At 62.4% G+C, this 24,867-nt stretch carries 14 protein-coding genes, 1 tRNA gene and 5 pseudogenes; 7 read left to right on the top strand and 13 right to left on the bottom strand.

The window, feature by feature from the left end:
• Positions 1 to 268 precede the first annotated feature (268 nt).
• The gene (locus ING15_RS05775) at positions 269 to 976 is read right to left on the bottom strand and encodes a hypothetical protein (RefSeq protein ID WP_206453818.1); all 708 of its coding nucleotides are present in this window, start codon (positions 974 to 976) and stop codon (positions 269 to 271) included.
• Positions 977 to 1,122: 146 nt separating this feature from the next.
• On the opposite strand from ING15_RS05775, the gene ING15_RS05770 reads away from it, so the two are divergent.
• Both ING15_RS05770 and ING15_RS05765 read left to right on the top strand, forming a co-directional pair.
• A complete protein-coding gene (locus ING15_RS05770; protein WP_206453817.1) occupies positions 1,123 to 1,287 on the top strand; it encodes a hypothetical protein in 165 nt (54 codons plus the stop codon).
• Between the two features lie 3 nt (positions 1,288 to 1,290).
• The gene (locus ING15_RS05765) at positions 1,291 to 1,629 is read left to right on the top strand and encodes a LysR substrate-binding domain-containing protein (protein WP_206453816.1); all 339 of its coding nucleotides are present in this window, start codon (positions 1,291 to 1,293) and stop codon (positions 1,627 to 1,629) included.
• Here ING15_RS05765 and ING15_RS19420 read toward each other — a convergent pair.
• The 5 genes and pseudogenes from ING15_RS19420 to ING15_RS05750 all read right to left on the bottom strand — a co-directional run.
• A pseudogene (locus tag ING15_RS19420) lies at positions 1,626 to 1,730 on the bottom strand (3-oxoacyl-ACP reductase); the annotation flags it as partial. The gene ING15_RS05765 and the pseudogene ING15_RS19420 overlap by 4 nt on opposite strands.
• A gap of 50 nt (positions 1,731 to 1,780) precedes the next feature.
• A pseudogene (locus ING15_RS19415) lies at positions 1,781 to 2,009 on the bottom strand (type VI secretion protein); the annotation flags it as partial.
• A gap of 244 nt (positions 2,010 to 2,253) precedes the next feature.
• Complete coding sequence (locus ING15_RS05760; protein WP_206453815.1) at positions 2,254 to 3,012, bottom strand: lytic transglycosylase domain-containing protein; 759 nt, start codon at positions 3,010 to 3,012, stop codon at positions 2,254 to 2,256.
• Positions 3,012 to 3,356 (bottom strand): annotated as a pseudogene (locus ING15_RS05755) (DUF736 domain-containing protein); the annotation flags it as partial. The pseudogene ING15_RS05755 and the gene ING15_RS05760, both read right to left, overlap by 1 nt.
• A 45-nt stretch (positions 3,357 to 3,401) precedes the next feature.
• A complete protein-coding gene (locus ING15_RS05750) occupies positions 3,402 to 3,908 on the bottom strand; it encodes a S26 family signal peptidase (protein WP_206453814.1) in 507 nt (168 codons plus the stop codon).
• Between ING15_RS05750 and ING15_RS05745 the strand changes: the two genes are divergently transcribed.
• Positions 3,908 to 4,306, top strand: a complete 399-nt coding sequence (locus ING15_RS05745; protein ID WP_206453813.1) for a hypothetical protein — start codon at positions 3,908 to 3,910, stop codon at positions 4,304 to 4,306. The two genes, ING15_RS05750 and ING15_RS05745, sit on opposite strands and share 1 nt — an antisense overlap.
• Here the strand turns inward: ING15_RS05745 and ING15_RS05740 are convergent.
• The 3 genes and pseudogenes from ING15_RS05740 to ING15_RS05730 all read right to left on the bottom strand — a co-directional run bounded on the left by ING15_RS05740 (position 4,283) and on the right by ING15_RS05730 (position 8,848).
• Positions 4,283 to 6,407: pseudogene (locus ING15_RS05740) on the bottom strand (ParB/RepB/Spo0J family partition protein). The gene ING15_RS05745 and the pseudogene ING15_RS05740 overlap by 24 nt on opposite strands.
• A gap of 102 nt (positions 6,408 to 6,509) precedes the next feature.
• Positions 6,510 to 7,469, bottom strand: coding sequence for an ArdC family protein (locus tag ING15_RS05735; protein WP_206453812.1), 960 nt, complete (start codon positions 7,467 to 7,469; stop codon positions 6,510 to 6,512).
• 197 nt (positions 7,470 to 7,666) lie between these two features.
• Positions 7,667 to 8,848: a Fic family protein gene (locus ING15_RS05730; RefSeq protein WP_206453811.1), complete on the bottom strand. Its 1,182-nt coding sequence runs from the start codon at positions 8,846 to 8,848 to the stop codon at positions 7,667 to 7,669.
• A 213-nt stretch (positions 8,849 to 9,061) separates the two neighbouring features.
• Here ING15_RS05730 and ING15_RS05725 point away from each other — a divergent pair, with 213 nt between their 5' ends.
• From ING15_RS05725 to qatD, 4 genes are read left to right on the top strand one after another with little or no spacing between them, the layout of a single operon-like run.
• Positions 9,062 to 10,927: a KAP family P-loop NTPase fold protein gene (locus ING15_RS05725; protein ID WP_206453810.1), complete on the top strand. Its 1,866-nt coding sequence runs from the start codon at positions 9,062 to 9,064 to the stop codon at positions 10,925 to 10,927.
• Positions 10,905 to 11,744: a Qat anti-phage system associated protein QatB gene (gene qatB / locus ING15_RS19835; RefSeq protein ID WP_332873777.1), complete on the top strand. Its 840-nt coding sequence runs from the start codon at positions 10,905 to 10,907 to the stop codon at positions 11,742 to 11,744. The genes ING15_RS05725 and qatB overlap by 23 nt, the downstream gene beginning before the upstream one ends.
• Positions 11,741 to 13,027, top strand: coding sequence for a Qat anti-phage system QueC-like protein QatC (qatC, locus tag ING15_RS05715; RefSeq protein WP_206453808.1), 1,287 nt, complete (start codon positions 11,741 to 11,743; stop codon positions 13,025 to 13,027). The genes qatB and qatC overlap by 4 nt, the downstream gene beginning before the upstream one ends.
• Positions 13,024 to 13,773, top strand: a complete 750-nt coding sequence (qatD, locus tag ING15_RS05710) for a Qat anti-phage system TatD family nuclease QatD (RefSeq protein WP_206453807.1) — start codon at positions 13,024 to 13,026, stop codon at positions 13,771 to 13,773. Before qatC ends, qatD begins: the two co-directional genes overlap by 4 nt.
• Positions 13,774 to 13,946: 173 nt before the next feature.
• Here qatD and ING15_RS05705 read toward each other — a convergent pair whose 3' ends face one another.
• The 4 genes and pseudogenes from ING15_RS05705 to ING15_RS05690 form a co-directional block, all read right to left on the bottom strand.
• On the bottom strand, positions 13,947 to 19,247 hold the full coding sequence (locus ING15_RS05705) for a sacsin N-terminal ATP-binding-like domain-containing protein (protein WP_206453806.1): 5,301 nt from the start codon (positions 19,245 to 19,247) through the stop codon (positions 13,947 to 13,949).
• A gap of 114 nt (positions 19,248 to 19,361) precedes the next feature.
• Positions 19,362 to 22,913 carry a type ISP restriction/modification enzyme gene (locus ING15_RS05700; protein WP_206453805.1) on the bottom strand — a complete coding sequence of 1,184 codons (3,552 nt, stop codon included), beginning with the start codon at positions 22,911 to 22,913 and terminating at the stop codon, positions 19,362 to 19,364.
• Between the two features lie 372 nt (positions 22,914 to 23,285).
• Positions 23,286 to 23,362 (bottom strand) — tRNA-Arg (locus ING15_RS05695).
• 172 nt (positions 23,363 to 23,534) lie between these two features.
• Positions 23,535 to 24,705 (bottom strand): annotated as a pseudogene (locus ING15_RS05690) (IS3 family transposase).
• Positions 24,706 to 24,867: the final 162 nt, after the last annotated feature.

Below are 24,867 nucleotides of genomic sequence, written 5' to 3'. Positions count from 1 at the left end.
GCAGCAATGCCGTCAGTCGCCATGGTGCCGCCACCTGAGGGTGAATGGCTACTCGAAACGACGCCCACTCCCTCGACGACGCCTCATTTGTGAATAGGCACCGATGAGGACCCCGTCTTAAATGATTTCAATGCATTGATGTGAATACTATAATTTCATTTCAACTGGGGTCCCCATCGGCGTCGATTTTGAACTTTCCGAAGTTATGTCAACGCGTTGGGGTCATCGGAGGCGGGGTCCCGGTTCCTCGCTTATCCACAATGTGAGTTCATTCTCGACGGTCGCTCCTACCTGACAACAACGCAATGCGATCGGAGCCGGGCACAAATCGATCTGGCTGAGCTTTTTGGGCGATGCGCACGAGGTCGACAAGCGCCGAACGGAGAAAGGGCCAGGGGAACTCCGGACATTCAGCGGAGCTTTCTCCCTCGCGTAAGATGACATCGAGCTTGCCCGCAATGCCGGCAAGTGATGTGGCAGATGCACTCATCAGCGCATCAACCAGCTGTTGTTCGCGGAAGGCTGCGGCCTCTTCGGCCTCTTTGGCGACGGAGTATCCCAACTCGCCATCTGCGGCATCCCAGCGAGCCTGGTGTGCCGTGAGCTCAACTTCCGCGATTGCCCACGTCGCGGCCATCGCCGGATCGCCGCCGAAGGTCTCTTCGATCTGATCAAGGGTATGCACGAAGATCGATCTGCCCTCGTCAGGCAGATCGACCTCTGCACGAGGAAAGCCAATCGTTTCGACCAATCGGGTCTCCAGCTTCTGCTGCTTGCAGCAAGCCTCATAAGTGCGAAGGTGAGCGTCGTTCCATTCGTGCCAGAGCGGCAATGCGACATCCGGCTCGCCGCTATCCCTTGCTGGCGATCTCCTCAATGGATTGGTCGTCCATGCCGCTGCGATCAATGCGGTGCCGGCTAGCAGCATGCGACGGGTGACGGTAGACAGACTCGTGCTAGTCTCAGAATCAGCCATGATCCGAGCTCCCTACAGCTTGGCGAGTGGTCAGGTCGGCTGAAGTGTTGGCGCACTTCGGTCGGCCGCTATCCGTGCAATGAAATTGCAAAGCACGTGCATAGTTATGAACCTGCCGGGATGGAAATTCAAGCCGTAGAGTTGCGATGACCAAGAAGCCATTCACAACACGCCTCGATCCTTCAATATTGGCGTTGGCTCAGCAGCTTGCCGAGACTGAGCGGCGCTCGATCACATCCGTAATCGAATTGGCATTGATTGAGTACGCAGAACGGCGCGGCGTGGAAATCAGTGCGAACAAAAGCGAATAAAGAATGCGCGACAATCTCGTGGCGCTCGGGGCGGAAATCGCGACGCGATCCGAAACCGATATCTTTCTGGCGGCCGGCAGCGCCCGTCCGTGCATCGTCGCCGAGGCGCAGTTGTCGGCTTCGATCTGCGAATTGGTGGCAAACAGGGCGGGCGTGTCGATCGTCGAGCCGGTAACGGCCGCCAATTTCGCGGCGGCCGGAAGGGTCGTCGCGCGGCCCCTGCATCCCGAACAACCGTTCCGTTACGACTTGCTCTTGCCGGCGCTGTGCGAACCCTCGCGTGTGGCGGCGCGGTTTCAGGAACTGGTCGAGGGGCGATTTGCTGCGCTGCTCAGTCACTGAACCATATCCGTTTGCGCATCGCCGATGTCGATTTGACCGCATGCAATGTCATAGGCCCGCTGGTCCAGCGCCAGTTGTCGGGTCAGCCCTGTAATGGCGTTGTTCGGCCGTGGTGTCGGCTACCGCTCCCTCACCGGGATCGAGATAGACGGAGAGGCGCTGCTTCTTCGGTGGCTTCATGCCGGACCACGCGCGTCTTGATGACGGCGATACGCGAACGGCCGGCGAGCCAGCGATTGGCCTGGATGCTGGCGCGCTTGCCCCGCCCTAAATAGGTGCGACGGCCAAACGTGATCCTGCCCGAACGGGAGACGTGCCCGCTGGCTGGAGGATGATCGGATGCGCCCGGGCCGGCTGCGGAACTCGTCTTCGTCGCTCATGTCGGCAATCCCGCACATCGCGCGAAGGCGTTGAATTCACGGCGAAAACGGGAGTATCGCAGGCTGCGCAGAATGCACGCACATCGCGAAATCGTCGCGTAAGTCCCTGAAAATGCTTCCCACAACCGAGGGGCACATCGCGCCCTTTTATCTCGCCATCGTTCGGTTGTGTTGCCTGCTCCTCCTCCCCGGACCGCCATCTGTCCGCCAGAGCACGCCATGCCCCGATCCCGTGCGAACGCTGTCATCGCGGGCCTCCGGATGTATTGCGAGCAACGAATAGCCCCTCGGTGCGTGGCGCAATCACGGTTTGATCGCGCTCCGGGGCTGGCGTTGCTGCGGTATCAGGCGCGCGTTCAGGCTGCGCTGGAGTGACCGTTCTGCTGCTCGCTGACTGCACGACGAAGAGCGGCGCATGGGTCCAGGCGCGCGGATCGGCGGCCGCCACCACGACAGGGGAGACCATTTCACCGCCGACAATCGGAGCGAGCATGGCGACATAGGCGCGCCTTTCTGCGGGCAGCGATCGGCCCGCGAGGGACTCTTCGTAGCGACCGGGACCGGCATTGTAGGCCGCGAGGAAGCCCGGCGAACCGTAGCGGTCGTGCATCTCGCGCAGATACGCCGCGCCGGCCAGGATGTTGTCGCGCGGATCGTAAGGGTTTGATCCGAGCCGATGCCGGACGCGCAGTTCCGCCCAGGTTCCGGGCATGACCTGCATCAGCCCCATAGCGCCAGCCGACGAGATGGCGCGCACCTCACTGCGGCTTTCGACGCGCATCACCGCCCGAAGCCACGCCTCGGGAATGCCGAACCGTTGCGCGGCCTCTGCGATGAATGCGGCATAGGAATCGACGCGTGAAGGGCGTTCGACGGGCACCTCCTGTGCGCTCGCCGAGTGGCAAACCGGCGCGACGAGGAGCAGGCCGGAAAGGAGAAGGGAGGCTGTGCATCGGACGATGATCCTCCCTCCGACGACAGGTTGCGAGCGAATGGCGGGCATCGCTCAGTCCCGCTCGCCGCGCGGTTCCAGTGCAGGCCCCAGGCGGATTTATCGTCGGCCGACTGGAAGAGGTTGGCGCGGATCGGATGACCGAAGGTCGGATCGTCGATCTGCAGCGAGACGTAGTCGCCGGCCTTCTCGCCGGTGCGCTTCCAGGCGGCACCGACTTCCGGGCCGACCGCTGGCCGATCGTCGTCGGAGCCGAGATGGATGCGGAAGTCCGGCGCATTCTCGGCGTCGGAATTGTCAGCCGGCACGAGCACAAGCTCGGCGTCGATGGTGAGCGTGCGGACGCGGCCTGCGTAGCCGCTCTTGGTGCGGCTGAATTGACCGATCAGGGACATGGGTTTCTTCTCAGGTTTGCGGCGGACAAGGTCATGGGCGTGCCGTCACCGCGTCGGCGCGCGCCAGACGAAGCGGCCATCGCCGTCCTCGTCGGTGTAGAGAGGGGTGGCCCGGCCGATCACCGAGCTGGCGGGAAGCGGGCCGAAGTAACGGCCATCCAGGCTGTCGCGGACTTCCCAGTTCATGAGGAGCAGCTCGCCGTCCGCGACCACGCGGCAGCCTTGCCATATCCGCAGTGGTCGCCCGCGACTGTCGTGATCGAGCGCGTCTCCCATCGCGACACCATCGACGATGATCGCGTAGCCCGTCCGGCAGACACGCTGCCCAGGGAGCGCGGCGACGTGTTTCAGAAGTGGGACGCCACGCGGCAGATATCCGCCATCGGAAAGGAATGTGGCGAGGGGTTGGGGGGCTTTCACCGCGACCAGATCGGTCAGGTCGAGTGGCCCGGGAGCGCCTATCGCGTAGAGGCCGACCGGAGTGCTTGCCGGCGCATTCCAGATGAGCTTCGGCGCGAATGAGGCGATCGACACGACGCCGAGCAGCGACAATGGCCAAAATTCTCACCTTCCGATCAAGCAGAATTCAGCCGCTGACTGTGCACAGTGGTTCGAAACACCGTGTCACCATCAAAATTCTTGACGAATGGAAGCCGCGCCAAACCCGTATGATTATGCAGGTCTCGATCTCCGATGCCGCGAGTTTCAAGGCTTTGAACGGCTTTACAGATGCCGCGGTCGCCAACGGCTACGTCCACAAATTCTCAGTCGGACGGACAGTTCTTCTGCGACGCTTCATTGCCGATACGACCGATCTGGTCAGCGATGGGCTCGTCGCCATCAAAGTCGATGGCGCGATGGTGCGGCCGCGCATCAAGAAGAACGCGAAAAAGGTGACCGGGGCCGCTCGGCCGGCCCCGGTCACCTTACTCAGCCGCGATCAGGTCTGACGCGTCCATATCAGCCTCAGTCACTTCCTCATCGTCAACGGCGAGGAAATCCGGCAACGTCGGAGCGTCATCGGCGTCAGGCTGATCGGTAAGATTGGCCAAACGCAGCGGTTCGGGCAGCCAGCCGCTGTCGGCGAGGAGCCGCTCGGCCTCTTTGGCCATGTCGCCCTTCTTGAGATGGTCGATGAGCTGCACCGTCTGCTCGCCCTTGGCCTCGCGCACCGCTTCGAGAATACGCGGCTTGGTATCCCGGGCAAGATAGTTGTCGACCGTCGGCCGCCATCCCTCGTCCACCATGTCCAGCCCGACGGCGCGTGCGAGACGGTCGGCCTGGGCGATCCGTCGCTCGAGCCCCTGTTGCGACAGGCCGCCACCATAGCGGTCAACCTTCTCGTAGAGCGCGTTCACGCTATAGGAGACGCATTGCGCCAGCAGCGCGGAACGACTGGCATCGTCGAGCGCCGCGAGGGTATCCCACAGTGCATTGTCGTCGCTCGGCAAGTCGATGCGCCACGCCTCCTGCCGCTCGGCGATGGCCGCTGCTGATGCGCTGTCCTTCAGATCGGCCGACTGGACCGGAAAGAAGACGTGGCGGACCGACGCCTCCATGCAGCCTGGGCTGCTGTTATGCTGGAAGGTGTCGAACACCAGCTTGTGCAGCAAGGCGGTCATGGCGACATGCGGGTTTCGCGCCACCGCGTCGCGGAGCGCCAGCGTCCGGTGCGCGGTCAGCTCGGTGACGAGGCGGTCCGGCAACGGTCGGATGACATTCTCCTCATCCTCCTCGGCCTCGGCCTGGCCGCCGACGGTGATCACCGCACCCTGGGTGCCGGAAGCGGACTGGTCCGATCCGTCCGGGCCCATGTTGCCCGAGGGATCGGTCTCATCGCCTTCGGGTCCATCGACGGCGGACGCCTCATCTTCGGCCCGGACATAGCCACGATCGACGCGCGGATTGCCGGAGGCATCGACGGAGACGAACGCCCCGGCGCGCGCGACCTCGGCCGCATCATAGAGCGTCGGCCTGCCGTCGAATTCCTCGATCGCGGTCTCGATATCGGCCAGGCGCGCATCGACCTCATCGGCGAGGTCTTCATCTCCTTCATGCTCGGCGTAGAGCCGGTCGAGTTCCTCGACCAAAGCGTCACGAGTGGCTTGCTCTTCGTCGGACAGGCGCGGTGCCACGCCGGTCAGCGGGCGCAATTCCGACGTGTGGCCCGTAAGGGAAGTCGGTCGCGGTCTCGACCCATTTCCAGCCCTCGCCGCCAATCGCCTCGGCCGCTTCGCGGAGTTTCTCGGCAACGAGCATGTCGACCAGACCGACATCCTGCAGCGAACCGCCATCATCGCCCTGGAACAGGTCGCGCAGGATCACCCCGCCGGCCTCCTCATAGGCGGCCAGGCCGATGAACTGCGCGCGGCGGTCGGACGCCCGCACGCTGCTCTCGGTCAGCGCCCGGCGGATCTGATAGGGCTCCTGATAATAGGACTTGGCCAGGCTCTCCCAGACCTGCTCCTGCCGCTCATGGTCGCCGGTGACGGAAAAGGCCATGAGCTGTTCCAGACTCATGCGGTCCTCAGCATAGATCTCGTGCAGCTTCGGAGAAACCGAAGCCAGCCGCAGCCGCTGCTTGACGACCTGCACACCGACATTGCGGGCAACGGCGATCTCGTCTTCGTCGAGACCCTTCATCCGCAGTGTCTGAAACGCCCGGAACTGGTCGAGCGGATGCAGTGGCGCGCGCTGCTCGTTTTCCTCCAGCGAGTCGTCCTCCGGCGTGGTGTTGGCGTCGGCGGCGCGGACCACGCAGGGCACCGGCTGAGCCTTGGTCACGCGCTTCTGTTTGGCGAGAAGTTCGAGCGCGCGGTAGCGCCGCCCGCCCGCGGGCACCTCGAACATGCCGGTTTCAACGCCCTCGGCGTCCAGCACCGGCCTGACGTTGAGGCTCCGCAGGAGGCCACGCCGGGCGATCGACTCGGCGAGTTCCTCGATCGAGACGCCGGCCTTCACGCGCCGGACGTTGGGCTGGGACAGGATGAGTTTGTTGAACGGGATGTCGCGCGCGGTATTGAGCGCGACCTTCTGAACGGCGGTTGCCATGTCGGGATATTCCGCGACGGGCGGCCGAGAGACTCTCTCTCGACCTCCAACCCGTCACGAAATTCCCGACCCTCCTCTTGCTCTACTGGGCCGAAACCCAAGTCACGCGGCTTCCCGGTCGGTCTCGCGCGGGCCAGCCTCACCGGACTTCCCGCCGAGTTGGAAGTCGAGGATGAAGTCCGCCGCCTTGGACGCTGCGCTGGCGGCGCGCGCGATGGCGCGATCGTCCTCGCGCAGTACGGTGAGCCACGAGCCGGTATAGTCAGCATGGCGCACGGTCGGCACAATGCCGAGCGAGGCGCAGCAGAACGCGGCCGTCACCTCGGCGATCAACTCCTCGAACGCGTATTTCTTTGATCCGAACGAACCGCTGAGGTCGCGATCGAGTCGGGAGACATGGCCGCTGGCATGACCCAGTTCATGAAGCGCCGTGCGGTGCCAGTTGATCGGCTCGATATAGGCCTGTGGCGGCGGCACATGCACATAATCATGGGTGGGATCGTAGAAGGCCCGCGCGCCGCCGATGCGGAAATCAATGCCGGTCGCGCGGATCAAGGCTTCGATCTCCGGTTCGATGAGGCCGGGCGGAGGTGGCGGCGCAGCGGTCGCCATATTGTCGGGAAGGCCGTCGCATTGGTCGGTATTGAACACGGTGAAGCGTTTAAGGAAAGGGATCGCGCCGGGCGTCTCGCCGGATTCGGCCGCCCGGCGGCGCTCGTCGTCTGGTGTGAAGCGGTCGGCATAGACGACGGTGGTGCCGCGCTCGCCCTTGCGGACGTTGCCGCCGAGCCCGAGCGTCTGGTGGAAGGTCAGCCAGCTCTGTCCGGTAAAGCCGTGTTCGATAACCGCGCCCCAGAGGATCAGCACGTTGATCCCCGAGTATCGCCGCTGGGTCGAGGCGTTATGCGGCATCGCAAGCGGCGCCTTCGCCGCTGCGGTTCCCCAAGACTGGACCCAGGGGATGCGGCCGGCCTCCAGCTCGGCGATGATCTTGTCGGTGATTTCGGTATAGAGGCTCACCCTGCCCTGGCCGGGACGAGCGCGAGCGGTGGTTCTGGACATCGCGGATCTCTGCGACGGGCGCCGGGAGCCTTTCTCACAGCCCTCAACCCGTCACGGAAAACCCGTCCGCACTCTCACTCTCGATCGACCGACGTCGGCGGGGCGTTGCGGGGCGACAGCCCCGCAGAAGGGGTCGGACGAGACCTTGGCTCGACCGCAGGGGAAGGCTTTCCCCTCCACGTTTCGGAAGGTTCTCGTCAACTCGTCGAAGGAAGGGGAGCCGTTCCCTCGCTGAGGATTGCGAGGTAGCGGCGGTAGCTGAAGACGCGGCCCCGTTTCCGGCCGGTGACTTCTTCCAGGACGCCCATGCGTTCCAGATCGGCAAGCGCCGCGTTCACCGTTGGAGCGGACAGCCCCGTGCGATGAACGATCTGGTTGCCTGTGAGATAGGGGGTCTGCTGGAAAAGGTCGTGGACCCGAAGCGCCGAGCCGACGCGATCGCTATCGGCGGTTATGCGTTCGCGGTCTTGCTTGAACAGCTCGACGATGCGGGTGGCGGCATCGAACGCCTGGTTGGCGGTGTCGGCGACGCCGGTGAGAAAGAATTCGAGCCAGGCCTCCCACGCGCCGTTCTCACGCACCTCCTGAAGCAGCCGGTAATAATCGGCGCGGTGGGTTTTCAGGTAGAGGCTCAGGTAGAGCAGCGGCTTGCGCAGGACGCCGTTGACGCAGAGGTAGAGCGTCACCAGCAGACGGCCGATACGGCCATTGCCATCGAGGAACGGATGGATCGTCTCAAACTGGACGTGCAGAAGGCCGGCCTTGATCAGCGCGGGCAACGGGGATTCTTCCTCGTGCATGAAATGCTCAAGGGCATCGAGACAGACGTCCAGTTCGGTCGGCGGCGGCGGCACGAAAAGCGCGTTGCCCGGACGCGTGCCGCCGATCCAGTTTTGCGATCGCCTGAACTCGCCGGGGTTCTTGGTGCCGCCTCGGCCGCTCTGCAGGAGCCGTTCGTGCATTTCGCGGACGAGACGGAGGGACAGGGGCAGAGCCTCCAACCGCTCCAGGCCGTACATCATGGCGTCGACATAGTTGGAGACTTCGCGGATATCGTCGATCGGCTGACCGGCCTGCGCCTCAGTCTCAAATCGGAGCAGGTCCGAGAGGGTCGATTGGGTGCCCTCGATCTGGGACGAAAGGACCGCCTCCTTCCTCACATACATGTAGAGGAAGAGTTCTTGGCGGGGCAGCAGCATGGTGATGCCGTCGAGACGTCCCAACGCTCGCTCGGCCAGGCTCAAGCGGTCCAGCAGCGTGAGCACGTCGATGGGCGGCACCGGCGGTAACGGCGGCGGAACGAAGGCTCTCACCGTTTCGCCCGCGACGGGCGTCTCGACGAAGCGGCCCAGCCGCGGATTGGGTTCGGGATCGGCCATGTGGGCTATTATGGCGGGAGACTTTATTTAAGCAACTGGCACTTGGCTTAAATAATAAATGGGCTAAGGTAAGCCTACTTAAATAGGAGGTCGAAAGCAAAATGGAGGGGCATGCTCGGCGAGGTCAGGAAGGCCGACGTTCTCTGACGTTCCCCTCTTGTTCCCATCCAGTAGCGAGCGTAGCTGGACCATACGACCAGGATGGAGCTTTACGTGTGGGCCGATAATGAAACGACTCGGGATTTCCTGAACTTCTCCGGGGTCGCCGACACGGTGGCGGAGATCATCGTGCAAACACGCGGACGCCCGATCTCAATTGGAGTATCGGGCGCCTGGGGTATCGGCAAGTCGTCGTTGATCAAGCTTACCCAAGCGTCCTTGGCTGCGCGGCCGCTAAAAGAAGGCGAGCGCGAGTTCATCTTCGTCGAGTTCAATGCGTGGCTCTATCAAGGCTATGACGACGCGCGCGCTGCGCTCATGGACGTGATCGCCACTAAGCTGGAGAAGGAGGCTGAAAAGCGCAAAACCGCCCTCGACAAAGTGGCGGCAATCATGAAGCGGGTACGTTGGCTGCGCGGCGCCAAACTTGTGGCTGGTGACGCTGCAGCGCTCGCATTCGGCCTGCCGCCGGTTGGGATGCTCGGCGGTATGTGGGGTCTTGGCCAGCGCGCGCTAACCGGTGTTGACGAAAGCCTGTTGGACGACGCCCAGAAGAAGGCGCATGATGCGGCAAAAGCAGCCGAGGGGCTGCTCGATCCCAGGACCGAAACGTCTCCACCCAAGGAGATCCAGGCTCTGCGCGACAGCTTCGAGGAGGCGCTTGAGGAACTCAATGTCACCTTGGTCGTGCTCATCGATGATCTTGATCGGTGCTTACCGCCGACGACGATCTCGACCTTGGAGGCGATTCGGCTCTTCCTGTTCCTGAAGCACACGGCCTTCGTGATCGCGGCCGATAACGAGATGATCAAGCATGCGGTCCGCAAGCACTTTGAAGGGGTAACAGACGATCTTCTCGTCACCAATTACTTTGACAAGCTGATCCAGGTGCCTATCCGCGTGCCTGCGCTGGGAACGCAAGAAGTGCGGGCCTATCTGATGCTGCTCTTCGTCGAGAACAGTGATCTAGATGAGAATGTCAAAGAGACGATCCGTGCCGCCGTGTGCCAGCAACTCCGACAAACTTGGCAGGGCAAGCGCGTCGATCGCGCCTTCGTCCAGTCGTTGCACACCCATTTCTCGGACGAACTGGTGGGTAAACTCGATACCGCAGACCGGTTGGCCCCCTTGATGACCACAGCGTCGGGGATTTCCGGCAACCCCCGGCTGATCAAGCGCTTCCTAAACGCCTTGGCGATCCGCATGACGATCTCCAAGGCGCAAGGGGTTGGGGTAGATGAGGCGGTTCTGGCAAAGCTCCTGCTGTTCGAGCGCCTCGGCAATCCAAAGGCCTACGCCGAGCTGATCGCCGCGGCGAGCGCAAGCGACACGGGCCGGCCGGCATTTTTGGCCGAGTGGGAGGTCAAGGCTAACGCTGGCGCGGAACTCACTCTGCAGCCGCCTTGGGACGATCCCTTCGTGCTCGAGTGGCTGACACTTCCCCCCGCGCTTGGCGAATTGGATCTCCGCGGTGCGCTCTACGTCTCCCGCGAACATGCCCCACTCATCACCCCCGAGGACCGCCTATCATCCGAGGCGGCCGAATTGCTTGCCGCCTTGCTGGAGCATCCCGACATGGCGAGCGCCCTGAAGGACCGCCTTGTGCGTGTCCCCAGGGCGGAGACCACGGTGATGATGGACCGATTGCTCGACAGGGCGCGGCAGGAGCAATCCTGGGGCGTCCCACCGATTTTGGAGGCGTGCCTTGCCATGGCTGATGCGGATCCCGCGCAAGGTGCGCGTCTTGCCGCGTTCCTGCGCGACCGGCCGGCGGCGCAGATCGAGCCGAACATCGTTCCCAAGTTGAGTGATCAGCCGTGGGCGGCGGGCCTGTTTAAGGCTTGGGACGGTGGTGATGTGAGCAAGCCCGTGAAGACCGCCATCAAGAAGCGGAGGAATGATGGGAACGTCTCAGTCTAGCGGAGGCCCTGGTGCGGGCGTCCCCATGGTGCCGTCCTGGGTGGATAGCCCACCGCCTGAAGCGCCAAGCGGAGACCCGCCGGCGGAGGGGGATGAAGCGCCCGGTCCGCCAGCAGCCCCGCCGCCGCCCGCACCGCTCGCCCCCGATCGTCGTTTTCTAGGCGTCAGCCGTAGCCTCGGCGAATATGCTAAGACGGGCGACACTCGCGCGATGCGGCGCGGGTTTGGCCATTATGCTCGAAGTGGGTACGGCGGTGCGCGTACCGCCGCACGGCGCATGGGCGGCACCGCGTCGACCGCGGGCGCGCTTGGCGGTGCGCTGGCCAGCCTCGCTGCGGGGCAAGCCGCCACGCCAGGAAGCCCGCTCGATCCGGCACTGCTCGCCGGCCGCTCGGCAGACGAGATTATGGATGCGGTCGTCGAGGCCGTTCGCCCAGTCGACGGCACCCAAGACGCGGAGGCCTCGCGCGCGGCAATCCGCGATGCTCTGTCCGAACTCCTTACGCGCTTTCCGGATGCCGACCTGTTGAAGTTAGTCCCTGAGCAGCGTGAGTTCGCTATTGAGCGTTTTACCGCACACGACGTGTTTCGGCGATTTGACCTCGATGTCGGTCAGAAGATTAGAGAGAAAGCGCCAAGCGCAACCACGGCTCTATCGCGGCTGAAGCAAGCGCGTGATTATGTGAAGGAAACCGTTGCGGCCTCCTTCCGCAAGCTGCGCGATGCTGGGCGGGCCCTGACGGCGGGCCGAATCAGCGAGGTGGTCCGTGACGCCCTGCGGGAGACCTTCGAGGTTTTCGAGGGATACGCTGAATGAGGCTGATCTGCGCGCCAGAGGATTATGCGTTCGCCGAAAGCGATGCGTTGAACGTCGTGCTGTACGGCCAAGCCGGTGCCGCAGAAGAAGGCCGTTCGCCTCGCGGAAGCGCGGGTCAGGCTGCGAAGACCGCGTTTCTGCGCGCACGGTTAGAGGCCGCCCCACGCGCCTGGGACTTTCTGTCCATTGCGCTTGCAGTCGTCACGGCCGACCTCGCCGACTGGCGATCAGAAAGCGCTGATGGCTGGACCCGAGAGTTAGACTTGACGGTAGCCGTCACCGACCCGGTCTTCTGGAACAGCCAGGCTGCGGCGCTAGAAACGGCGCTGAAGTTCCTGTCTACCGACCGGTGGCGGCTGACCTTCGTCGGGGGTGGCATTCAGCCGGCGCCGCCGGGCGACGCGGCGCGGCCGAAGGAAGACTGTGTCGTGCTCCTGTCGGGCGGACTGGACAGTCTGATTGGAGCCATCGATCTTGCCAAAGCGGGGCGCAAGCCTCTCGCGGTCAGCAACATCGTCCGGGGCGACGGCGATAATCAGGCGGCATTTGCCACAGCCATCGGCGGCGGGCTGCGGCACCTCGCACTGAATCATAACGCTACGCCACCTTGGGCGAAGGAACCCTCCCAGAGGGCGCGGTCCCTAATCTTCATCGCCTTCGGTGTGCTCGCCGCCACGGCGCTCGTCGAGTACCATAATGGTGGCGAGGTTCCGTTCTATGTGTGTGAGAACGGCTTTATCGCGATCAACCCATCTCTAACTGGCGCGCGGTTGGGAAGCCTCAGCACGCGAACGGCGCATCCAGAGTTCTTGAACCGGATTCGGGACGTGCTCTCGGCGGCGGGTTTGCGAGTCCGGATAATCAATCCCTACGAAAGCAAGACCAAGGGGGAGATGATGCAGGATTGCTCCGATCAGACCCTTCTCGGAGCGCACGCCATGCAATCAGTGAGCTGCGGTCGCTACAGGGTATTCAACTACAAGCACTGCGGTCGTTGCGTGCCCTGCCAGGTCCGGCGCGCAGCCTTTTTGGCGTGGGGCAAGGCCGACACCACCTATTACAAGTTCGCCGCGCTTGGAAAGAACGACGCCGACCACGCCAACTTTGATGACGTACGGTCCCTGGCCATGGCGATCCAAGAGGTCGGCGCGGATGGCCTGGACGCCTGGCTAGGCTCGGCGCTCGCCTATCCGAGGATGGGCGATCCAAAGCCAATACGTGACCTCGTCGATCGTGGGCTCAAGGAGCTTGCGGCGCTCCACCAGCAGCACGGCGTAAAGTGATCGATTTCCACTGCCACCTCGATCTCTATCCGGATCCGCACGGCGTCGCGCGCGCTTGCTCGGACCGTGGACTTTACGTGCTCTCGGTCACGACTACGCCGTCCGCTTGGTCGGGAACCGCAGCGCTTGCGAAGGACTCCCCCCGGATTCGCACGGCGCTTGGCTTGCACCCGCAGCTTGCACATCAACGCAAGGGCGAGCTGCCCCTCTTCGAGCAGTTGATCGACGAGACGCGTTATGTGGGCGAAATCGGGCTCGATGGAACGCCAGAATTCAAGCGGCACTGGGACGACCAGATGGACGTGTTTGTGCGTGCCCTCAATGTCTGCCGGGCCGCCGGCGGGCGTGTGCTGTCAATCCACAGCCGTCGGGCGGCTACCGCTGTTCTGGATGCGATCGCGGCGAAGCCAGGCGTCGGTACGCCGATCTTGCACTGGTTCTCCGGCAGTAAGCGCGAACTCGCTCGGGCGGTCGATTTGGGCTGCTGGTTCAGCGTGGGGCCAAGCATGCTGCGCGGCCAGAAAGGGCGGGAACTCGCCGCCCAGATGCCGAAAGATCGCCTTCTAACCGAATCGGATGGCCCTTTCGCTCAGATCGACGGCCGTTCGGCTTGGCCTTGGGAGGCGGGCGAAGCGGTCGTGGAAGTTGGCAAACTCTGGGATGAGCCTCCGGAGGCGGTGGAACGGCAGCTGATGGCAAATCTGGCCGAGCTCGGCCGCGCCGCCAGCGCATCGGCAGACATTTGAACTCGCCGGGGTTCTCGGTGCTACGACGGCCGTTTTGCAGGAGCCGTTCGTGCATTCCCCCGAGACTTCACAGATATCGTTGATCGGCTGGCCGGCCTGCGCCTCGGTCTCGAAAGCGAAGCAGGTCGGCAAAGGTCGATTGGGTGCCCCTTATCTGGGACGCGTAAATTAGTCTAGCGAGTTTCAAATCGGTAGCGGACCGACCCGCTTCGCACCACTTTAAAGCGATCGCGCGTTTCTGATGCGGCAGGATTTGACAATGGCATCACGCGCCACCGCGACGGATCAAAAACGAACGGCACATACAGAATGCGGTAGCGCCGCTTGCGCTCCAAGCTCGCGCTGCCGGCGACCTCCAGTTCTCGCGCGCTGAACTCGAACTCGCCACCCTCGTCCAGCGCCGACTTCACCTCGTAGAGCCACTCATTGCGGGTTGTCACGACTTTGAAGTCGTAGCCATGACCATCATAGCCCTCGTCACCCGAGCAGAATGCTGCGCGATTCGACGAAACCCAACACTCATCGCTCATCTCACGCGGATGACGCCGCCTCAGATATTCGCGCGCGAGCCATTCGCTCGCGATCCCCATAGCTTTACGGATCGACTCGGGCGGCTGGTTCTGCCAAGCTTGGCCTTTGCCACCGCCGCCGCCGATTTTCCCCGGTCCGCTGGCACCATCGCGCTGCTCCTGCTTGATCAGCCTCGGCGGTCGACTGCGAGCGTACCACTCTGGCCCGTTCGCAAGGGCAGCATCGGCCAGCCCCTCGAAGAGGTGCGCGAAGTCATCGCCACCGGTATCCAGCGGCATCCCGGCGAACTTGATAGTACGACGATCGACGTCCGCCTTTCGCTTCACCTCGCGTGCCTCGCGCTCCTCATGTTCGAGGTCCGCTGGTTCCAGGCTAAGGGCGGCGAGTTCTTCGCTGGCTGGCATGCCATCGGGCCACGCGGAGATGCGCCTGTAGAGCGCCGGCAACATCCCGGTTTTTAGAATCTCAAAGTCGAGATACCCGGCACCGTCGAGAACACGGACGAGGGGCTGAGGATCAGCCGCGTCCATCAACGATGGCCGATCACGCCCGTTTTTGCGACACCAAGCGCGTATCAACCCTGCCAAGCGTGAATGGCGGGTGTGTATGAGCTTCCGGTTCGAGGCCGAGGTGGGTTCGAGATCTGGGATCGTCACCGAAGGATCGTCAGGACCTAGCGAAGCATCGGCTGCCGTAGAGACGCGAGCGACGACGGTCTCGCGATCAAGCGTCTCAAGCTGCTGCGGCCAGGCGGGGTCGAACGAGATGAACTCCAACCGGCGCAAGGCGACATAGTCCGCAAGGTCCAGACCTTGGTGCCAAGTGCTCGCGTAACGGCGACGGAGACGGTCAAGGAGGGCAGGACGCAATTCCGCTAGGTAGACTTGAAACAGTCGGTAAAAATCTGCTTCGTCGTTGAGCGGCGGGTAGCCGAGCGCGGCGAGCGTTAACCCGTAGGCAGCGAAATCGAAATTCATGCGCCGTCGGATCATGACCTGATCGTCGATATCCTCGACCGCGGCCAAGCATTGCTCGGCCAACTCCGGGCCAAGTTCGCCAGCCAGCCAAGCCCGCAAGTTTAACGACGAACCTAGGCGATCATAGCGCTCGATCAGTCGCTCGGCGGCAACGCGACTGGCGATGTGAGCGATGACAGGGACGAGCGCGTGCACTCGGCGTTCGATTCCACCGCGCGTTGCCGCGAAGTGATCCCGCACAATTGCTACATCACGTCGTATCGCTCTAGCATACTGCTCCTCGCTCGGTCCCGTGGCACCGCCGACAAAACCTTCGCGCATCAGCCTCCCAAGCATCTGCTCAAGAGTGTTTCGTCGTGCGCCCATCAGCTTTGTGAGCGCCGGCGCCGCTTCAATAAGAAGATCTAAGTCTAAATCCCCACCGCCGACTACGACGAGCGTGGGCCATTTTGCATGTGCGACCGGTTGGACGCGGTCGTCACCGCGTGCGGGCACCTCATGGTCGGCGATGACAAGGACGAACCGACCGCATCGTCGCAGGCGCACTTGCCGAAGCCGGCGCTCGAGCTCGTCGGGTGGGAGGGTGCGTAGCTCAAGCGCATCGCCGAGATACTCGTGCGCGAACACAGCGGCGTCAGCGAGCCATGCGAGGCTGCCGGTCACGAGTAACGAGTCGCCTGCATCGACTTCGAAATCGGCACCGTCGATAACGAGGCGAACATCGCCCGCATCCGCGAGACGCGCCGAGAACACCCCAGTTGCCTCAATCAAGTTACGGAGCACCTCCGCGTCAGCCTCGCCAACATCAAGGACCGCTTCACCACGGTCGGCGAGCGCGCGGGCGGCAAACCCTTGGCGTTCACTGGTGACATGGACGACCGGCCTTGCCTGCGCATCGGGCGCGCAAATTTCGAGGCCGCCCGATCGCTCGATGACCAGCGGTAGTGTTGTCGGCAGGATGAGCTTTGCTTCCGCGACATCACCCCACGCACGGCGCAGCTGGTCGCGAAGGTCCCTTCGCTCGGCCGCCGACAAGTCGTCGAGTGCGTCAGCGAGAGAGGCGAGGCGTTGGGGAGCGAACTGCTGCGCGGACCAATCCCTGAGACCGATCCGCGTATCAAAAAGCGTGGCAGGAAGGCTGGCGCGGCTTCCTGGCTCCGCCGCAAAGCGTGCTACGAAGCGCGGGGGGATCTGTCGCGCCGCAGTTGTAGACCAGCTTGCTTCAGGGGGGGCAAACGCGACGTCGTCGCGTCGGAGATTCGCGACCCAGGGGGCGTCATGCAGGAACACTGCAAGTGGGGTCGGCGCCTCGACCTTGTTCCAGCCGCGCCAATGCTCGACTGAAAAAGTGAAGTCTCGCACTCCCTGCTCGCGCACGTAAGCGACCACCAATTCAGATAGGCATTCTTTGGCGGTTTGGGGCAGCACCGAATGCTCCAGTTGGCCCGGCAGGCGCCAAATCTCGCCCCGGAGATGGTAATCGGTCTGGGGATTCTCCAGGAATGTATCTCGCATCCGGGCGGTCCAGCGAGCATTGAGTCCAAGCGCCTCCTTGCCGCTGGAAAACACGTGGTTCCAGTAACCGCTCGGCGTGCCGACCCGTCGAATGTCACCAGCAATCGGTTTCAATCCGTCGCTAAGACCGAGGAGTACCAGGAAGCGGAACCAGTCCTCTTTCCGGTCGTCCGACGAAGCTCGCGGCCATTCGGCGAAGCTCACCAGCAATCGCTCCCGCTGCCCTGCACAGTCGGGCGAATGCGGGCCAGCTTCATGGAGATATTGCTCCAGCGTGCGCCCGAGCGGAGTCCAAGTCGAGGACGGCAGCGCCTCAGACGCGTGATGCCAGCCGCCTAGCGTGGGCAGGAATATACTTGCGCCGCGAAGCGCATCCTCGACCGGCTTTCCGCCGCCGGCCCGCCAGACTTTGAACGACCAGAGCAGCGCCTCGCGACGTTGCAGCTCTGTCGGTGTGTCTCCAAGTGCGCCCTTGATCCCACCCAGTATTTCAACGGGATCATATCGCCGAAGAAGCCCTGCCTTCTCAAACCCTCGTTGGATTGCGTCGCCCAGTTCGATGCGTTCGTGGAGAAACCTGAACTTTCGCGCGAGCGAGGGAGGAGGACTCGGCGGTCCATCGCCCCGGCGGCCTTTGGCGGTCTTGACCCGGACGAATACAGGCGGCGCGGCTGCGACACCCTTGGCTGTCGCAACCAACGGCTTCCCGTCGTTGTCGATGAAGATTTTCTTGCCTTCGAGGGACGCCAGCCTCGTACCGGCAACGGCGAACAAAGTGACGATGTCCTCGTAAAAGCTTCGCCAACGACTAGGGGACCAGCGTCGATCTCCCGTGAGATGCTCGGCTACGGTTTCCGTCCATTCGCATAGAACTTGTTCCGTCGGCGCGAGTGGCAGCGAGACCATTGAGGCAAGTGCTTTCGCACGCGCGATGCGCTCTTCGCCAAGCGCTGGCAGAAGGATATTCGCGCCTGCGATCTCGGCTAATCGAAGCGGCGTTAAGTGGCGAGTTCGGATATCCGGCCACGAGTACAGAGTGTCGAATCCAGCCCATTTAGCATCGCCATCCGACACCACCGGCCAAATCGCGGCGCTAGTCAGCGGCCGCCCCATTCCTGCGAACGCGGCGATAATTTTCTGCATGTGCGGTGCGGACCAGCTGGCTAGGTCGACGGCCGCAGTCTCGGGCAAGTCCAGATTTCCATCGACGATGGCTAGCGCGGCAGCGGCCGCTGTTGACGATGCAGCTTCTAGCAGATGCTTGTTGAGCGGCAGGTCGGCCTTCATGGAGCGCCGATCAATATCCGCAAAGAACGGCGCGTCCACGTGCCCAACGATTGGGGACTTGGACATGTCATCCATCGGCAGGAAATTGAAGAGCCGGCCCGACGCTTTTACGCCGGTTAGGGGTACTGCAACGGAAACGAGCGCGTCGCCGCGCCAGTCAAGCCAGCGCTTGAGCGGCGGTGCTACCGACAAACTAGATTTTACAGCCTCGAGAAGTGGCTGTTTCGACAGCGTTCGCCGTGCGACGAGATAGGAATCCTGGTCGTCGAGCACGATGCGCGATAGCGATACGTCTCCCAAGATCGTATTGGTCGCGAGCGGATCGACCGTTCTCGTTAGCCGCCGATTGATAGTCGGTTCACCACGAGCGGTGATCGACACATCCAAAACGGCAATACGATCGAGGAAGAGAAGTACCGGTGCCTCGGAGTCGACCATGGCGTCGACTTGGCGGCGGGCGAGTTCGATCGCTTCTGGCGACTTTAGGGGCAGGGCAACTACGGTAGAAAAGCCCTCACGAGCGAGCTGCAGCACTGCCCCAGACTGTTCGGCCACGCGGACAGGGACAAGATACCGCGGGATGTTGGGCGCGACATCTTTCGCGATATCTGCCGCGGCACCCAAGCGTACCAGTCCCGCTGCGATCTCATCGAGCGTAGCGAAGCGGAAGCAGTAGCCGCCAAATCGCTCGGCCGACCCCGCTCCATTCGACGAATAGATGCGGACATCGTCGGTCAGCGCCTCGACGCTTCTAAAGCCCAGTCCCTTGTTGCCGATACCCTCGCCGATCTGCTTATCGCTCGTTCCAATGTTGCGGATGGCGTTGAGGTTCGAAGTGCTGAACGGCCTACCCTTATTTCCTACTAGGAGTTCGCTCTGGTCTTCCGCGTCGAGGACTAGTCGGATCGCGATTTCGCCTCGTTCGCCTTGACTGTGGGCATCGTGGGCATTCTGGACGAGCTCGAACAGGACGCGATCACCGTATTGGGTTCCGATCACATCGTTGAGGCTCTTTAGGCTCTCGTAGACCTTGAGGCCGCGATGGCGGGCGTCAAGCGCGTGCGCTAGCTGGGATGTAGCGAGTTCGGCAAGATCTTGGCGAACTTCCTCTGACGCCGGCGAAGTGGTTGCAGACGGATCATTGCCAAAATGAAGTTCGGCCATTTAAGAACCTCAAAGCGCGGTTGGCGGCGTAGCGTCGACACTTAGCCGGTAGGCAAAAATCCAGCTTCGAAATGAGTGCTGGTCCGACTCGGTCAACGGCACCGCCTTCGGCCGTCAGGACCGAATCATCAGTTCGGCCGCAGTGAAGCTCGCGGCGACGGCGTCCTGATAAAGAGCGTCCAGCTTCGGCCCGAGGGCGAGAAGCGCAGCGATGCGCTGGATCATCTGGCGGAGCCAACGGCGCTCGTCTTCGGTCAGCGGTTTGCCGTCGCGCCGGTCGGCCTGGCGATAGCCCAGCCATTTCTTTAGGACGGGGTAGCCATCCAGTTGGTATGTCCAGACGGCCTCCGGGACATGCGCGAAATGGGCTTTCGCGTTGATGAATAGGTCTCCGGTGCGCGCTCCCCAAGTCTGATCCCACGCCTCAGCCGGCAGTTCTGGTTCGAGGAAGGCGCGCGGTGTCCACTTGCCTTTGCCGCCGCCCCAGTAGGTGACGGTCAGCTTGAGATCGTCGGTCGAGATTTGCGCGGCGTCCGCGCGGCGCAGTTGTCCGAGTAGTTTTGCGCGGTCCGGCGTGAGCACCGCCTCGATCACATCGCGCGCATCGCGGTTAGCATCAAGCAGGCGGGCGACTTGCTCCCCAGCATGGACCAGCTTGCCCAATAGTTCGGCATCCTTGGCGATTGCCAGGTGCGCCCAGTCACTCGATAGAGCGCTTTTGTGCTCGGACTGGTAACTGGGCGCATGGAGTGTGGCGAAGGCGACGCGGAACAGCTTGCCGACCAAGGCGCGAGCATCGTCGCCGCTACGCTCGCCAGATAGGCCGAAATGGTCCCGAAGCACTCGCCAGGCCGGTTCGGCGATATTGGCGTCGCGATGAGTGAGCAGGTCGTCATTTACGGTTTCACGAGGAAAAACGACGGAGCCGCGTTCGTACACGTGAAGATTTGCGAGAGTCGTTGCAAATAGAGGTCGCGTTTCGGTTTCTTTACGCGGCTCAGGAACCGTCAGCAGGAACTCGTTGGCCGCCAGGTTCGACTCGTACTCGGGTCGTGGACGGTTCAGCAGCTTGGTGCGCGTCTCGTAATAAATTGTCCTCTGATCCATTGGGAAGGTCAGGAACGACTTCAAGCGCGCCTTCTCAAAGCCCAGCTTGCCGAGAGCCGTCCAGACTGTTTCAGGGTCGTATCCGACGATCGCAGGCTTGCCGTCAGCCTTCTTTGGTGGCGCGAGTTGCGGATAAGCGGTCGACGCAGAAGCGAACGTAGGCTTCTTGATATAATCCGAGAGCCTGTTGGCCAAGGCGTTCTCATCGGTGTCGATTATCGATCCTTCGATGCCTCGGTTGTGGTTTACGCCCTGCACGGTCACCGGAAATAGCTCGTCGAGGGCCGGCCATGCTTCAAATCCACCCTCGATGACGCGCGGCGACAGGCGCCAGCGCCCTTCGGCACTGGGCTGGATGTCTTCATAAAGCGGTGCCGCTGCGGGTGTGCTCGCGAGTCCGCTGGGCAGGCTCGCGATCAGTGCCTGACGTTTCGATGCCGCCGTCCCCCAGAAGTCTCGATAGCGGACCTGCGTCGCTGGAGGCGCGGTCGCTGCGCCGGTTCGCTTGATCCACGTGACAATCGCTGTGCCGGGTTGGATGCCGCGTCGGTCCATCTCGGTCGTGAAGGCGCTGTCATCGCGGGTACCGGCGCCGGGTAAATCCTTCGGGATCATCTTGCCGGTGCGATATTTGTCTCCGTTCAGATTATCGATCCACACGGCATCGAAACTGGACAGCAGGGAACGTCGCATTAGTGGGTGCGAGCGGCCGGTCAGATACGACGAATTCGATATGTACGAGACCACGCCGTATTCCGCAGCGATACCGATCCTTTCTTCGGCAAGACGAATAAAGCGGATATACAAATCATCGAGCAGCTGCTTGCGGACCCCGAACTCCTCGTAGAGTCGGCTGCTACCGCGCTGTTTCATTAGCGGACGGCCGAACCCATTCATCTTGACCGTTCCGTCCTTGGTCGTTTGCTCGACGAGTTCGATACCCTTGTAGTGAGCGACGAGTTCGGCTTCCTCGGCCTGTGCCGCGCCGGTGAAGCGATCGTAGGGCGGGTTGCCCAAGACGACGATGATCCGGGCGTCGCGCTTGACCTGTTGCGAGGCGTCGAATTCTTCGCGCATCTCGGGAAAATTGAGCTTTACGTCGCCGCTGTCGTGCCAGCCCGACAGCGCGTTGGTGAGAAAGATGGCGAGTCGTCGATTGGGGTCAGGCTTGGCCCCGAGTTGCTCGAGTAGAAGGTAAAGCTGAAGCTGGGCGATGGCGAACGGAGCCGTTAGGATCTCGAATCCGATCACCCGTTCCTGAAACGCGGTCGTCAGTTCCAACCCGACGGTGGTCGCGTCGCCCTCGGCGATAAGTTCTTCGGCGATACAGCGCGCTACCTCGAGGAGGTAGGCGCCGGTGCCGCAGCACGGGTCCAGGACGATGACCTCAGGATCGGCGAGACCGCGCGGGCGGCCGAGTTCGGACTTGAGCAGATGATGGACGCGGCGAACCTGGTAGCGGACGATCTCTGGCGGTGTGTACCAGACGCCGAGATCCTCGCGCAGCTTCGGGTCGAAGGCCTCGAGGAAGGGCTCGTAGAAGTAGGTGATCGCGGCGATCGAGGTCTCGCCATCAATGGTCGGAAAGGTCATCCGTCCTCGAAACAACGGGCGATCGACGCGGTTGAGCGTGGCGATGGCGCGCGCAAGATGCGGCTCCAGCCCGAGATGCTTCATTCTTGACGGGTGCCGAATGTCATGAAGCAGCGCGTCGAGGAAAGGGATGGGCAGGAAGCTATGGGCGTCGTCGATGTCGAACGCCACGTCAGCCTCGGCCTGCTTGTCCCAGAGAATCCAGGCGGCGAAGAGCGCGTAGAACACTGACTGCACGAGGGAAGAGCGGAAGAAGCGGGCACCTTTTTCGTCCTCAACGTCGAACGCCAGACCGAGCGCCTGACGATAATCGTCCAGAAGCGGCTTGAGCGGTTTCAGATCCTCAGGGAGCGCGTCCTTGGCATCACGCGCTTGTCGCGCGAGGATCTTGGCGAGGTCGGAAGGCGCGCCAATGCGCGCCAGGTCGGTCACGGCGCGCGTGATGATGCCGACCAGATCAGCAATCGCTTCGGCATCGGCCTTCGGCTTTGCACCACCCGTGACTGCGGCCCACAGGTCGACTGTCTTCTGCAGCACGCGCTTGGCTGGCGGAACTGGCGTTACGCCGTCTCGGACGTAAGCGGGATCGCAAACGAGCAGGCCAAAGCCGCGCACATTGCAAATGAGGACGACGCCGGTCTGAGCAAGATAGCGCCCGATCTGATCCTTTTGCTCGGTCGAGGCCGCGAGATCCTCCAGACTGGTGCTGGCGCGTTTCACCTCACCATAGACCCCTACGAACAATGCGCCGTCGCCCAGCACGAAATCCGGCATGTCGTGGCTGGTGCTGCCCTTCTCAGATGTCCCCGTTCGCACGTCGAAGGGAAGCTTTTCGGACTTGAGAACCGCTGTAAGCAGGGTGCGGATGTCAGGGTAGAAGGTCGTCTCGGTTGACGTCGGGAGCGCCTCAAGATTCCGAGTATCCGAGCAGTAAGTTGTGATCGATTCGGAAAGTGGCGCGGACAAACAGGATGCCTTTCAAAAGAGCGCGTACCACTCGACCTAGATTCGCGTCTGAGGTCAGTCGGACTGGCCGGACAACTCCGGTCGGTCGAGAAGCCGCTCCAAGCTAATGACCAGATTATCTCGGGCGCAAAATTACAAGGGCTTGGCTGAGGATTTTGATCGCGCTGCCAATGTTAGCCAGGCCTTCGCCCGGAGCCCTTCTCTCAATGCGTCCGAGTTTAACTTCCAATCACCGATAGCGGCCAATGAATGGGGCGGAGATAGACCGTCCCACGACGCCGTGAGCGCACTATCGCCGCCCATTCTCCGGTGAGTTTTTGGTGAGTTTTTATTTTTGGCAGCTTGTCCTGCCATGCTAAGTCATTGATTAAATGGTGCACCCGACAGGATTCGAACCTGTGACCTCTGCCTTCGGAGGGCAGCGCTCTATCCAGCTGAGCTACGGGTGCCCGGGTCGCGGGCGGGATCCGGCGAACGGATCAGCATGACCGAAATCTCCCTAACTGATCCAGGGCCACACGGCAAGAAGCGTTGGCGCGTTGGGACGTGGAGCTTGCTCAGAGGTGGCTCGGTTTGTCTGAACAGGCTCGACGGCTTGATAAGTGGGTCGTCTGCCGGGTTTTATGCCGCTGCGAGAAGCGGTTGATTGAAGTAGGCGTGATCGGGAGTTTTCCGGCCCAGGCTCGAATGTCGGCGTCGTCCGTTGTAAAAGTCGAGGTACCGGCCGATCGATGTCCGGGTGTGGCTGACGGTCTCACAGGCCCGAAGATAGACCTCCTCGTATTTGATGGATTTCCAGAGCCGTTCGACGAAGACGTTGTCGCGCCAGGCGCCCTTGCCGTCCATGCTGATCTTGATGTCGCTGGCGAGCAGGACCTTGGTGAAGTCGATGCTGGTGAACTGCGATCCCTGGTCGGTGTTGAAGATCTCCGGCGGTCCGAAGCGAGCCAGCGCCTCCTCCACGGCCTCAATGCAAAAGTCAGCATGCAGCGTGATCGACAGGCGCCAGGTCGGGACGCGACGGCTGAACCTCCCGAGCTTGTCGAGGGGCGACGACTGCGGCAAGATAGACGAAGCCCCGGGGCAATGGGATGTAAGTGATGTCCATCGCCCAGACCTGATTGGGTCGCGTCACCGGCAGCTTTCGCAGGAGATAAGGGTAGATCTTGTGGCCGGGCGCCGGCTTCGAGGGGTTCGGCTTTCGGTAGATCGCCTCGATGCCCATTCGCTTCATCAGCCTCGCGACGTGAAGACGGCCGACGATGATCCCTTCACCGGCGAGGAGATCGCGGAGCATACGGCTTCCGGCGAATGGATACTCCAGATGCAGTTCGTCGATCCGGCGCATCAGCGTGAGGTCATTGTCGCAGACACCTCGCGGTTCGTAGTAAACGGCGCCGCGGCTGATGCCGAGTTCGCGAGCCCGGGCGGCGGTCGGCAGATCATGAGACCGGTCGATCATCGCGTTGCGCTCGCCAACAGTCCGGCCTTGTCGAGCACTTTCTCGGGCTTGCGATCCCTCGAAACTAAAAAAATCGTTGGCCAGCGTCAGCTCTCCGATCTTCGCGTGAAGCGTCTTCACGTCCACCGCAGGCGTAGCCGCAGACGAACGCGCCGGTCCGAAAACCTCGCGCGCTCCTTCCAGAAGCTGCGAGCGCCATTACGTAATCTGGTTCGGATGCACGTCGAATTGCTGCGCCATCGCGGCCACGGTCTTCGCACCGCGCATGGCCACGAGCGCGACCTTGGCCTTGAAGGCAGGACCGTGGTTCCGCCTGGGTCTCTTGCCCATCGTCTCTCCTGATCTCGGCCATCCCGGCCGCCTTCAGGCAGACAATCCACTCAGCACGCTCCACTCAGCACGCTGTCCAATTTTCCCGAGCCACCTCTGCTGGAGGCGGGTGCCAAGCTTTTACCGAAAAAGGCAAAATGCCGCTCGCTCCGCGGCGCCGGC

This window comes from Aurantimonas marina (assembly GCF_017183135.1).
Taxonomy (GTDB): domain Bacteria; phylum Pseudomonadota; class Alphaproteobacteria; order Rhizobiales; family Rhizobiaceae; genus Aurantimonas; species Aurantimonas marina.
Note: the sequence above shows the minus strand (reverse complement) of the source record. Positions and strands in the feature narration are given on the sequence as shown.